This window comes from Porphyromonas canoris (genome assembly GCF_000769115.1).
GTDB classification, from domain to species: Bacteria; Bacteroidota; Bacteroidia; order Bacteroidales; family Porphyromonadaceae; genus Porphyromonas_A; species Porphyromonas_A canoris.
In genome coordinates, this window is sequence record NZ_JQZV01000013.1 from 646,734 (window position 1) to 659,473 (window position 12,740).

10 protein-coding genes are annotated in these 12,740 nt (G+C 43.9%); 5 read left to right on the forward strand and 5 right to left on the reverse strand.

The features are described 5' to 3' along the window. Window positions 1-11: 11 nt before the first annotated feature. Entirely contained in the window at window positions 12-1,610 is a 1,599-nt protein-coding gene (locus HQ43_RS07795; RefSeq protein ID WP_036791859.1) for a ComEC/Rec2 family competence protein, read from the forward strand. On the opposite strand, the gene HQ43_RS10150 is transcribed toward HQ43_RS07795, so the two are convergent. The 4 genes from HQ43_RS10150 to megL form a co-directional block, all read right to left on the reverse strand. After that, a complete protein-coding gene (locus HQ43_RS10150) occupies window positions 1,594-1,734 on the reverse strand; it encodes a YccF domain-containing protein (protein ID WP_081964622.1) in 141 nt (46 codons plus the stop codon). The two genes, HQ43_RS07795 and HQ43_RS10150, sit on opposite strands and share 17 nt — an antisense overlap. Before the next feature lie 247 nt (window positions 1,735-1,981). After that, the gene (locus HQ43_RS07805; RefSeq protein WP_036791865.1) at window positions 1,982-2,602 is read right to left on the reverse strand and encodes a response regulator transcription factor; all 621 of its coding nucleotides are present in this window, start codon (window positions 2,600-2,602) and stop codon (window positions 1,982-1,984) included. A gap of 36 nt (window positions 2,603-2,638) precedes the next feature. Next, entirely contained in the window at window positions 2,639-3,337 is a 699-nt protein-coding gene (locus tag HQ43_RS07810) for a hemerythrin domain-containing protein (protein ID WP_052079414.1), read from the reverse strand. A 1,111-nt stretch (window positions 3,338-4,448) separates the two neighbouring features. Further along, complete coding sequence (megL, locus tag HQ43_RS07820; RefSeq protein ID WP_036791870.1) at window positions 4,449-5,645, reverse strand: methionine gamma-lyase; 1,197 nt, start codon at window positions 5,643-5,645, stop codon at window positions 4,449-4,451. Between the two features lie 108 nt (window positions 5,646-5,753). Here megL and HQ43_RS07825 point away from each other — a divergent pair, with 108 nt between their 5' ends. From HQ43_RS07825 to HQ43_RS07840, 4 genes are all read left to right on the forward strand, one after another. After that, a complete protein-coding gene (locus tag HQ43_RS07825) occupies window positions 5,754-7,133 on the forward strand; it encodes a tyrosine phenol-lyase (RefSeq protein WP_036791873.1) in 1,380 nt (459 codons plus the stop codon). A 222-nt stretch (window positions 7,134-7,355) separates the two neighbouring features. After that, window positions 7,356-8,903 (forward strand): DUF4301 family protein, encoded by a 1,548-nt coding sequence (locus HQ43_RS07830; protein WP_036791875.1) that lies wholly within the window; start codon window positions 7,356-7,358, stop codon window positions 8,901-8,903. A gap of 26 nt (window positions 8,904-8,929) precedes the next feature. Beyond that, window positions 8,930-10,729 (forward strand): aminopeptidase P family protein, encoded by a 1,800-nt coding sequence (locus HQ43_RS07835; protein WP_036791877.1) that lies wholly within the window; start codon window positions 8,930-8,932, stop codon window positions 10,727-10,729. Between the two features lie 17 nt (window positions 10,730-10,746). After that, window positions 10,747-11,265 (forward strand): gamma carbonic anhydrase family protein, encoded by a 519-nt coding sequence (locus tag HQ43_RS07840; protein ID WP_036791880.1) that lies wholly within the window; start codon window positions 10,747-10,749, stop codon window positions 11,263-11,265. A gap of 572 nt (window positions 11,266-11,837) precedes the next feature. Here HQ43_RS07840 and HQ43_RS07845 read toward each other — a convergent pair. Further along, window positions 11,838-12,737, reverse strand: a complete 900-nt coding sequence (locus HQ43_RS07845) for a hypothetical protein (protein ID WP_036791883.1) — start codon at window positions 12,735-12,737, stop codon at window positions 11,838-11,840. Window positions 12,738-12,740: the final 3 nt, after the last annotated feature.

Below are 12,740 nucleotides of genomic sequence, written 5' to 3' on the forward strand. Positions count from 1 at the left end.
CGGAACAGCAGATGACTCCGACAAGATATGCTTCCAGACCGGCGTATTTCCTGCTATCGGCTCTGGTTGTTGCGCTCGTTTGGGTCTACTTTTACGCTTCAAGAGTCTCTTTGCCGGTTGTAGCCGCCATTGCATTTGTGGCACTGACGGCAGGGATTTATATTAGCTCAATATCAGGTAGAAGAGAAAAAGATCCGGAGAGTACTTTTCCTTGGGATAGGGAAGAACGCTCTCCGGATCTTCTTTTTGCTTTCAAGTATGCTTCCCCTTGGATTGTTGCACTGCTGTGGACAGTGCTTATGATGGCATTTGGCATACTCTATGGTTATCGTATCAATAGTCCGTCGGGATGGGATCAGAGTCGTAAGTATATCATCACAGAAAGAACGCTGAACCGGAAAGGGGCAATCACTCTCTCCTTGATGCCATTTTCGGAAAATATTTTTCTTCCTCGAAAAGTCTACGCAACGGTTAGAGGCAGCTCTTCGGCAGATTTACCTCTATATACCAAAGGGGATGCCGTAACCCTTTTATCTTCTCCTCACGATCTTTTTGGCAAGAATGCACCGGAGAATAACTCTTTCTACACCTACCTCAAAGGGGAAGGCTATTTCCGGTACGCATGGTTAGATAAGTCTGAAATCGTTGCTGCCGGAAAAGAAAAAGCCGGAGAGAGCATCAGAGATAAGTTCGAAAACTACAGAGAGAAAATCATCTCCCGAACGGAAAAGGCTCTTGGCGAGATACTATCTCCATCGTCACGCTCTCTCTTCTACGCATTATGCTTAGGGTATAAAAATCAAGACTATGACGATGTACGCCATTCATTTGAAGCATCGGGAGTGGCACACGTCTTGGCTATAAGCGGATTTCATCTTGGCGTTATTGCCTCTTGTCTGCTCTGGTTGCTCAAACATTTATTGCCCCAATACCGTCATCGGTCATACCGTTATCTTATAGCTTTACCGCTTCTGCTCTCCTACACGCTTCTCACGGGAGCTTCTCCATCCACTGTGAGGGCTTTCGTGATGATTGCTTTTCTGCTTCTTTATAAGAGTTTGAACAGGAGAGCCGATGCCGTACAAATATGGACGGGAACTGTTGTTGCGATTCTCATGGTAGCCCCTTACTATATTTTCAATATGGGATTCCTTCTCAGTGTCTTTGCTGTCTGGGGCATACTTCACTTTTATCCTTTTTGCAAAAAGATTTTGAAGCCCGAACATCCCATATTGGTCTATTTGTTCAATATTCTGTGGATTTCTATCACAGCTCATTTGGGTATTTGGGCATGGCTCGCATACTTTACCAATCGTTGGAGCCTGGTCTTTCTCTGGAGCAATATTCCGGTAACGCTACTCGCTACCATCGCTATCGTATTGGGCTTGTTCCTCGTGCTTTCTTTGCTCTTTCTTCCTATTCTATCTCCCATTATAGGATTGGGAGTGAATCGGGTACTGGAAACCCTAACGGCTGTAACTTCTTACTTTGCTTCTATTCCCGGACTTGATGGAGAGCTCATGATTGGAATACCTGCCCTTTTACTCTATTACTCGACACTCTTTATCCTTTTCAGCCTGTTGCAAAAGCGGTTCAGATACGCGAAGTGAACGATGCCGTTACAAAGGTTTTCCCAAAAGGAACAAGCGATAACTCGATAAGAGCAAAATGTTTTTTGCTAAGCGGTATGCCTATGATTGTACAAAAGAGAAAAATACCAAATGTAATGTGAATTGCCTATATGATCCGACCCACGCTAAGCAACTCCAAAAACATTGCCTAGACGGCTAAAAAAAGAGAAGTTGTCCTTTGAAACTACCTTGTAAGAGTACGGAAACAAGATATGAGAGACTATTCTCAAGCACTGCGATCCCAAGCAATACCGATTCATGGATACGCAAGCCAATATTCCTGTAAACAGATATTCCAGAACCATAATCCACCCTCCGAAGATCAAAAAATACATTCCGGAGAGAGGATATTATGAGTTCGGGTCGATGTTTTGCTTGATATCTTTAAGCTCCACAAGCTTGTTCACTATCGCATAGATTGTGAGACCGGCAGGGGAGTGTATCTGTAGTTTTTTCGCAATGTTACGCCTGTGAGTGATGACCGTATGGGTTGAAAGGAAAAGCTCATCGGCTATCTCCTTATTGGTAAGTCCTTTCACGACGCATATCACAATATCTTTCTCTCTTGGGGTGAGTACTTGTTGCTCTTCATTGCTCTTCTTCTCCTTTTCTTCCTGTTCAAACAGGCGAGAGATCTTCTTCTCTATCTCCTCTTCCGTGTCGGTGAAAAGGATGGATGCATCATAATATTTGGCTTCAATAGATTCTCCCGGAAGCCCTCCTACCACTACGAAATGAGTGTGGGGGCAAGAGGTTTGCTCTTTAAGGGTTTGTACCATAATCCCTCCGATGATAGAGGAAGAGACCAAAACCAAATCGGGCTTTTCTGCCAAAAGGACTTCCCCCAAAGTTTCGGGGCTGTGAAGAACGAAGTAGTGCGATTTGGCTAGTATCTCTACTCGTTTTATAGTATTCTCCAAGCCTATGCGAAGAAGAGGATATGGGATGGCTATGACTATTTTCTTTTGCATGTCAGGAGTTTCGATTTTATGTTCAAAAATATAGATTTATACTAAACTATCCGACATCTCTTCTTCTAGCTTCGCCACTGCAGGTATAAAGACATGATCTTCTACATGGTTGTGGTCATAAAGTTCTATCTGACATGCAAAAATATCGTATAGTACGCTGTGAAGTTTATACCCGCTTTGTGTTGGGTAGTATTTGATAAGAATATTTTTCAGCTCTTTGATCTTAAGCTCTATCTGGTCGTGTTTCTTGCGGAATATATCTATATTGTACTTGCTATCTTTCTCTCCATTTATCAGCTTCGTTGCATAAGGGAATACATATTTGTCTTCATAACTCATGTGTTTACGTACTTCGTCCTCGTATTCATCGAAGAATTTGATAATGACATACACGACATCTTGGGGAGCTTCTTCGAGGGCATTCAGCAGCTTGCTCCTTAGCTCCGGAAGGCGGTAATGCAGGAAGTAGTCGTGCGAATTGCGTAGATAAACAATAAGCTGCGGTATGGATATTCTTCTATGCAAATCCATATTGTCTCCCGTTGTACGAGAAGAGAGGTAGTGTACCACGTAGAGGAATGTCTCCAGATCCACGCTGTTTTCCCTGCAGACCTCTGCGATGCTTTTTTCTCCCACACCCAAAGGGATGCCAAACCTGTTCATCAGCAGAAGCATATTGTAGTTTTCGCTGATCAGATCTGCCATTTTACTACGACCATTATATATTGTCTTCATTCTATATGTCTGTATTTATATCTTTTATACTGCGAAAAATATTTCGTCTAACTATTTCGTATCAAAATTACAATATATGGTCGAGATAAGCAATGATAGTTTTTAGGTACGGATTTTATTCAAAATCAATATTATTAGGTATTTGCATATTTTATCATAGGAGATAACTTTGTCAGCGTAATAGTAATACAATAATCGCTTTGCCAAACATAGGCTGAACTAACTAAATATGTCCCTTCGTGAGGACAAGTGGAGATTCCGATGATGGAGCACTCCCACAATCGCGAGCATATTTCCTGACACAAAGGAACCATACTAAAAGTGATAAATACAAATTTTTGTCGGGAGTCTTTTGGGAAAAAGGCTCCCGACGCCTTTTATCCGACAAAGGTATAAAGAAAAAGTGTTGCTATTTATATTTTCTCGTTTCAGTTTTCAGCTCCCTTTTGTGGAGCTGTTTTTATATATTCCATACCGCAGAAATGTGTCCATTTTTGCGCTCTCTATTTTGATCGGAGGGGGCGTTTTCAGAGCACGACCGAACTGTTAAATTCAGGCTGTTTTATTAACACAAATTCCGATACTCGTTAAGCCAAAACAGTAAACGAGCATATTTTGTCGGCTAAACGTGTTTAATTTTTCAATGAACACGTTTAGTGATTTCATTAAACACGTTTACCGGATTCGATTAACGTGTTTTTTTCTCAGATTGGGCTGGTTTTATAATCTGTTGATATGGTGTGTTTTATCTTCATTCTTCTTCTTTTTGATAGGAGAAGAGAGGAGACGAGAGGGGAAAGGAGAGCCTGATTTCCCTGATTCGGATTTATATAAAAATTTCGCTCTGAACGGCATATTTTCTTTCTCGTTTTCGGAAGATACGATTATGGAAAGAGGCTTCTTTTTATATCTTCGTCATTGCTTGCCAATCCGTCGGTTTTTTGAGATAAAATCCATCAAAGAAGAAGAGGATCCACAAACAACAAGCTCACAGCAAGGAGTGTTGCTGTGAGCTTGCATGGAGGAAGGAGTTCCCATTGAGTTATGATTTTCATCGGGGAGCGTTTTTCCCCTTATCATAGTGTCTTCGCGATGTGGCTGTTATCACCTGTTAAAGCGCATCCAATCCTTGCTTGAGATCGGCTATGATATCTTCTGCATCTTCAAGACCAACGGAGAGTCTTACCAGTCCGTCCGAAATATTTGCCATGGCTCTCTCTTCCGGTGTGTATGGAGAGTGGGTCATGCTGGCAGGGTGTTGGATAAGCGTTTCCGCATCTCCAAGACTCACTGCCACTTTGCACATCTGCATTGCATTGATAAGTTTCTTTCCGGCATCCATTCCTCCTTTGAGTTCAAACGAGATCATGCCTCCCGGAAGAGACATATATTTCTTTACCAGATCTCTTTGAGGGAAACTTTCGAGTCCCGGATATGAGATGGATGAAACCTGTGGATGCTTTTCGAGGAACTCGGCAACCTTTTGTGCGTTTGCACTATGCTTTTCCACTCGTATCGGAAGAGTCTTCATACCTCTGTCTATAAGGAATGCGTCAAATGGGCTGAGCGATGCACCGGTAAGGTCTTTTACTCCCAATAGTCGTACCTGATTGATGTACTCCTCTTTTCCGACAACAAATCCGGCTATGACATCTCCGTGTCCGTTAAGATACTTGGTGGCAGAGTGGATAATGATGTCCGCACCATGTTCCAATGGACGACAGATGTAAGGGGTACAGTAAGTGTTATCCACCATCACCTGTACGCCTTCTTGGCGGTGGGCTATCTCTGCCACGGCGGCAATGTCTATCATATCCATATTAGGGTTTGCAGGGCTTTCAAGATATACCACTTTGGTATTCGGGCGCATTGCTTTGGCAACCTCTTGCGGGTCTCTCATGTCCACATAAGTTACTTCTATTCCGTATCTGGACAGACCGTGAGTGAAGTAAGCATGTGTACAGCCATAAAGAGTCCTGTGTGCCACAATGTGATCTCCGGTCTGTACCAGTATCCAAATAGCAGAAGTTACTGCTCCTATACCTGATGCGGTGGACATTGCTGCCTCTGCGCCTTCGAGCAGAGCGAGTTTCTTCTCTACCTTGGTGCAGGATGGGTTTCCTAATCGAGAGTAAATATATCCCGGTTCTTCCAAGGCAAAGCGAGCTCCTCCTTGTTCTGCCGAGTCGAATACAAATGTTGAGGTTTGAAAGATCGGTGTTGCAAGTGCTCCGTAGGCATTTTTTTCTGATCCTCCGTGAATAGCTTTTGTTGCAAAGCCTGCTTTTTCGATTTTTTCGTGGTTCATATTTCTTCTGTAAGTATTAAGTGATTTTCTCTGTAAGAGACTGCTAAGATATGAAATCTTTGTGTATATTTGTCCAGATTCATTATTAACTATTTCAAATCATTTATTATGGATTTAAAAAACTTTCCTGCGGAGCCATTTAGAATAAAAGCGGTAGAAACCGTGAAAATGAATACACGTGAAGAACGTGAACGTGTAATCCGTGAAGCAGGGTACAATACTTTCCTTATCAACAGTGAAGATGTTTACATCGACCTGCTTACCGACAGTGGAACAAACGCAATGAGCGATAAGCAATGGGCAGGTATGATGATCGGTGATGAGGCTTATGCCGGTAGTAAAAACTTCCATCACTTGGAGGCTACCGTACAAGAGCTTTTTGGTTTCAAGCATGTTGTGCCTACTCACCAAGGCAGAGGTGCGGAAAACTTGTTGAGCCAGATCGCTATTAAGCCGGGACAATATGTGCCTGGTAATATGTACTTCACCACCACTCGCTATCACCAAGAAAGAAATGGCGGTATCTTCGTTGATATCATCAGAGATGAAGCTCACGATGCCGGTCTTGAAATCCCATTTAAGGGAGATATCTGCTTGGAGAAGTTAGAGAAGCTTATTCAGGAAAAAGGCGCTGAAAACATTGCTTATGTTTGTTTAGCTGTAACGGTGAACTTGGCAGGTGGACAGCCTGTTTCCATGAAGAACATGAGAGCAGTGAGAGAACTTACACAAAAGCATGGCATCAAGGTGTTCTACGATGCTACTCGCTGCGTTGAAAATGCTTATTTCATCAAAGAACAAGAAGAGGGCTTTGCAGATAAAAGCATCAAAGAGATTGTTCACGAAATGTTTAGCTATGCAGATGGTTGTACCATGAGTGGTAAGAAAGACTGTCTTGTGAACATCGGTGGATTCCTTTGTATGAACGACGAAGAGCTTTTCCAAAGTGCAAAAGAATTGGTTGTTGTTTACGAGGGTATGCCTTCTTACGGGGGGATGGCAGGACGCGACATGGAAGCTATGGCTATCGGTCTTCGCGAAAGTATGCAGTTCGAGTACATCCAACACCGTGTATTGCAAGTGCGTTATCTTGGTCAGCGTCTTATTGAAGCAGGTATTCCTGTGATACAACCTATTGGAGGTCATGCTGTATTCTTGGATGCAAGACGCTTCTGTCCGCATTTGACACAAGACGATTTCCCTGCACAAAGTCTTGCTGCCAACCTTTACGTGGAAGGTGGTGTACGTGCAATGGAACGTGGTATCGTGTCTGCCGGTAGAGATGTTAAGACCGGAGAAAATCACAGACCTAAGCTCGAAACTGTTCGTCTTACTATTCCTCGTCGTGTTTACACTTATAAGCATATGGATCTTGTAGCGGATGCAGTGATCAAACTCTTCAAACACAAAGAGGACATCAAGGGTCTGCGTTTCGTTTATGAACCGAAGCAACTCCGCTTCTTTACTGCTCGTTTCGAGGAAAAATAAGACCGGAGAACCCGAAGAGTTGCAACAACGCAACATACTTAATCATAGAAGAGACCGCCTGAGCATCATGCTCAAGCGGTCTCTTTGCATTATGCTCTCTGGTAAAGTAAGAATAAGCAGAGGATAATGCCCGATAAGCTCTGTTAAGAACCGGTTTATAATTAGGTTTTCTTCTTGGTTCTGTCTATATTTGTAGGAGTGTAAAAACAGTAGAAACGACCTATGCAAATCCCTGATTACTTAACGCAAGAAGACTTGCTTCAGATCGAAGAGCAAGGACTCTCTCTTAAAGAAATAGAGAAGCAGATCAAACGTCTTACAAATGGCTTTCCTTATCTCAAGGTATTACGATCCGCCACGGTAGGAGACGGCATTACAAGACTGTCAAAAGAGGAACAGGTTAAGTATTTAGAAGAGTGGAGCAAGGCACAATCTTCTTCCGGGAAGAAGATTATAAAGTTTATTCCTGCTTCCGGAGCCGCTTCCCGGATGTTCAAAGAGCTGTACGAGGTGCTTTCAAACCCTCAGGAGTGCAGCATGGAAGAGCTTCCGGATTCTGTGAAGTCGGTTCTGGATCAGATTCATCTCTTTGCATTTTTCGATGCACTCAATAGTGTTTGTCTGAAAAACGAGTTTAAGACCTGTACAAGAATGTTGGCACAGGGAGAGTATCGTAAAGTCATATCTTATCTGATAGAAGAAAAGGGACTCAATTACGGAAATCTTCCGAAGGCTCTTCTCCTTTTTCATAAGTATAAGGATGGAAACAGAACAGCGGCAGAAGAGCATCTTGCAGAGGGAGCAATGTATGCAAAGGATCTTCAAGGCGATGTACATCTGCATTTTACTCTTTCTCCCGAACATATAGCACCGTTCAATGAGCTGATGAATCAGAAGAAAACTCTCATGGAGGAGCACTATTCCGTAAACTACAATATCTCATACAGCATCCAGAAAAAGGAAACGGACACCATTGCAGTGGATATGGACAATCAGCCTTTAAGGGATCCGAAAACGGGCAGACTCGTATTTCGTCCCGGCGGACATGGTGCTCTCATTCAGAACCTGAACGAAATAGATGCGGATATTATTTTCATCAAGAATATAGATAATGTAGTGCCCGATCATCATAAGTGCGAGACGGTGATTTATAAGAAAGTACTGGGCGGCTTCCTGGTCTTTCTTCGCAACAAGGTTTATCGTCTGATGGAGAGTTTGACCAAGGGACGCATCTCTCGTGATACCATCGAGCAGGCAAGAGATCTGCTTTATCGCTACTTCTCGGTGGATATAAATATTGAGGGACTGCATCCGGAAGATGCGGTAAGAATCATCCGCGAGAAACTCAACCGTCCCATTCGTATATGCGGAATGGTAAAAAATGAGGGGGAACCCGGTGGCGGGCCTTATATTATCGAGCATGAGGATGGAACCACATCCCTTCAGATCTTGGAAGGAACACAAATAGACACCTCTACAGAAGAAGGCCAAAAGCTCCTTTTATCGGGTACACACTTCAATCCCGTAGATATAGTTTGCAGTATCAAAGATTATCAGGGAAAATTCTTTGACCTTACTGCGTTTATAGATGAAAACACCGGATTTATTGCGGAAAAGAGCAAAGGCGGAGAGAGATTAAAGGCTCTCGAACTTCCCGGACTTTGGAATGGCGCAATGGCAGGGTGGAACACCGCATTTGTGGAAGTGCCTGCCGAAACATTCAATCCGGTAAAGACCATCAATGATCTCCTTAGAGACTCACACAGATAGACAAATACCAAACAAATTCAATAAACATGGACAAGCAAATCATTATAAACAGACTTTCTCGTTTAAGAGAGAGCATGAAAAAGGAAGGAATAGATGCCTACATCATTCCGAGTTCGGATCATCACTTGAGCGAATATCCCCCACAATGTTGGAAGGATAGAGAGTGGATCTCTTCCTTTAACGGTTCTGCCGGAACAGTGATGGTTACCGCAGATCATGCAGGATTGTGGACAGACTCTCGCTACTTTTTGCAAGGCTCGGAGCAGTTGAAAGGAACCACCATTGAGCTTTACAAGATGGGAATGCCTGCTACGCCAACCATTCCTGAATATATCAGAGATCATAAAGCCACTATCCGCAGAGTGGGATTTTTCGGAAAATCCATGTCGGCAGCAGAAGCATTGGGTACGCAAAATGCCCTTGCTCCTTACGGTATAGAGGTTGTGTGGAACAAAGATCTTATAGCACCTTTGCACGAAGAGCCTGCCACTCTCCCGATGTTTCCTTTCTACGAGCAGCCTCTAAAGTATGCGGGAATGTCTGTTGCAGATAAACTTTCTCTGCTTAGAAAGACTCTTCTTGCAGATGGAGCCAACTCTTGCATTATCACCATGCTTGATGAGATTGCCTGGCTTTTCAATGTAAGAGGCACTGATGTGCTTTACAACCCGGTGGGTATAGCTTACGGTCTTGTTACACCAAAGGCTGCATACATCTATACAATGGAGGGTAAGATACCTGCCGAACTGCAAGCCTCTCTATCCGAAGCCGGTGTAATGGTGCGTACATACAATGACATCTACAAGGATGTTACCGGTCTTACGGCAGAAGAGGTGGTACTGCTCGATAATGCAAGAACGAATTACGCTTTGTTCAAATCCATCCCGGCGCACACACCAAGAGTGATAAAGACCTCTGCCATCACTCGTCTGAAAGCGATCAAAAACGCAGTGGAAGTGGAAGGATACCGTAAGGCGATGCAGCGAGACGGGGTAGCTCTCACTCGTTTCTTTATCTGGCTGGAAAAAGTGTTGAATGCAGGGGGAACGCCTTCGGAATATGAAATTGGAGTTAAGCTGGCAGAGTTCAGAGCGCAGGGAGATCTTTATGTGAGCGATAGCTTCTCCACCATTTGCGGATATAACGGCAATGGAGCCATTGTGCATTACAGCGCACAGAAAGATAGCTGTAAGAGAGTAGAGAAGAAAGGTATCTTGCTGCTGGACTCCGGCGGTCAGTATCGCGACGGAACTACGGATATTACCCGAACAGTCTCTTTGGATGGCAACCCTACGGCTCGTCAGAAAGCAGACTATACCCGTGTACTGAAAGGGCACATCGCTATCGCAAGAGCTATCTTCCCTCAAGGAACAAGAGGTTCGCAGCTGGACATCTTGGCGCGTAAAGCTCTATGGGATGTGTGTCAAAACTACGGACACGGAACGGGACACGGCGTGGGACACTTCCTCAACGTTCATGAAGGCCCTCAAAATATCCGTATGGACGAAAATCCTGCCCTTCTTGAGCTTGGCTGCTTCACCAGCAACGAGCCGGGACTCTACATTGCAGGAGAGTACGGAATACGTATAGAGAACCTTATCCTCTGTGTTCCATACAAAGAGACCGAGTTTGGCTCATTCTACGCGTTCGATACGCTCACAATGTGCTACTTGGACAACAATCTGGTAGATGTCTCTCTTATGACTCCCGAAGAGATCAAGTGGTACAACGATTACCAATCACAGGTTTATGCAGAGGTTAGTCCTTCACTGACCGCAGAAGAGTCGGCATGGCTAAAAGCCAAGACTGCTCCGCTCTCTGCTTGAGTAAAACATAGAAGAGTATGGCAATAGTACAGACCGTCAGAGGCTTTACCCCCAAGATCCCGGAGAGTTGTTTCCTTGCTACCAATGCGGTAGTTGTGGGAGATGTAGAGATGGGAGAGGGATGCAGTATATGGTTCGGTACTGTTTTACGCGGTGATGTAAACAGTATCAGAATAGGTAACAATGTCAATATCCAGGATGGCGCGGTGGTGCATACGCTCTATCAGAAATCTGTGAGCATAATAAAAGACAACGTCTCCATAGGTCATAATGCAATCATTCACGGAGCAACCATCGAAGAGGGCGCCCTTATCGGAATGGGAGCCATCGTTATGGATCATGCTGTGGTCGGATCCGGAGCAATTGTTGCCGCAGGCAGCGTAGTGCTTAGTGGCACTCAGATCCCTCCCGGAGCGTTGTATGCAGGTTCGCCGGCTAAGTTTATCAAAGAGGTGGCAATAGAGCAAGCCACCGAAATGAATAAGAAGATCGCTGCAAACTATCAGATGTATGCCTCTTGGTATGGCGAGCAGTAAGCAGAGGTAACTCCTTAATATCAGCTTATAGGAAGCCATAACGGCTTCGTCTATATAATCTCAACAGCCAATTATCGGAATCTGAATGATCTGGTAATTGGCTGTTTTTGTTGTGTCTGTTTGATCTCTTTTCGTCTTAAAAGAGGAAAGTTTTCAAAATAAAGCCGTTCAGAAAAATATTTGAACGTATTAAGAAAAGAGCGTAAAGCTATTCAAGAGTACAAAGCACGACTCGACCACCGGTTTTCATGGTTCGATTTGTGCAAATCAACTCTTCATTTGTGATCATCAAGCCTTGAATCTCTTTTCTTAATCTGTTCAGGAAGAGATATGAACGGGTTAAGAAGAGTCTTTATAAAGGTTCAGAAAAAGTAGTCTTGCAGAAAACCGATAGCCGTACAACCATCTGTTTTTTGTTTAATCCCGAACCTGTGCAGGTATGGAATACGGAAGCCGAACTTGTTTCAGCCCTCTGAACGTCATTTTATAGAAAAGCCTCGTCCCGATAACTATTGTAATGTTATCGGGACGAGACCATTTCTTATTTGATTCGGTATTGAGAGCGCAGTGTTCTAACTGCTACTCTCTTCTTGAGACCGGAGTGTTTCTTTCTTTTTTGCTACGCTCTTGATCCATAGATATACCGCCAATCCAACAAAGAGTAGCAGGATAAGAATCATCTCCATGCGGTGGGAGAGTGGATCTGTCCAAAATTCTTTGAAAAACTCTACCCGTCCGAGAATTTCTACGGCAGTCCAAAAAACGATGACCGTGGCTATCGAGAAGCGAATATTGGCACCCCAGGATCCAAACTTCAGCTGCTTTTTGAACATGAATAGAGAGCCTATAAGACATACGGCAAACACGATCCAAGTGACGGGATGATACTCTCCTAAAAAGTGATCATCGTAGCAGAACATGAGCAGCAGATAGCATGACCAGAGCATCATATTGAGCTCCATGAAGGTTACGATAGAGGTATGTCTGGTCATCGGACGTACAACAATGTCGTTTTTCTTCCCTCTGAAAAGGACTCTTTGCCACCAGTTGATAAAGTTACATCCCGTCTTAACGCTGAACAGATAAAGCACCATGAACATAGCCCATAGCCCAAAAGTGGCAGGAAGAATGAGGTATTCGGGTCTGGTAACCACTTCTCCATTCACGATCTCGGCTTGTACGCCGAAGCGTTGGGCATAGTAAACGAATATGAACTCTACCCATCCGGTCCAGAAGAGCAGTCCTCCGAAGAAGCCCCACAAAGTTTGTCTTGTATCTCCGGTTGCGAATACTCCAAAGATTACCATAAGAAGCCCGACAAAACCTAAAGAGAAAGAGGCATAGTGCAGATACGGTGGAACAAGCAGGTGTTCCATTATGGCCATGAGAGCATGACCGAGTGGCATGGTGAAAAGAACCATCAGGAAAGAGATGATAGACTTCCACCAATGTCTTGTAGTGTGTTGTGCCATTTT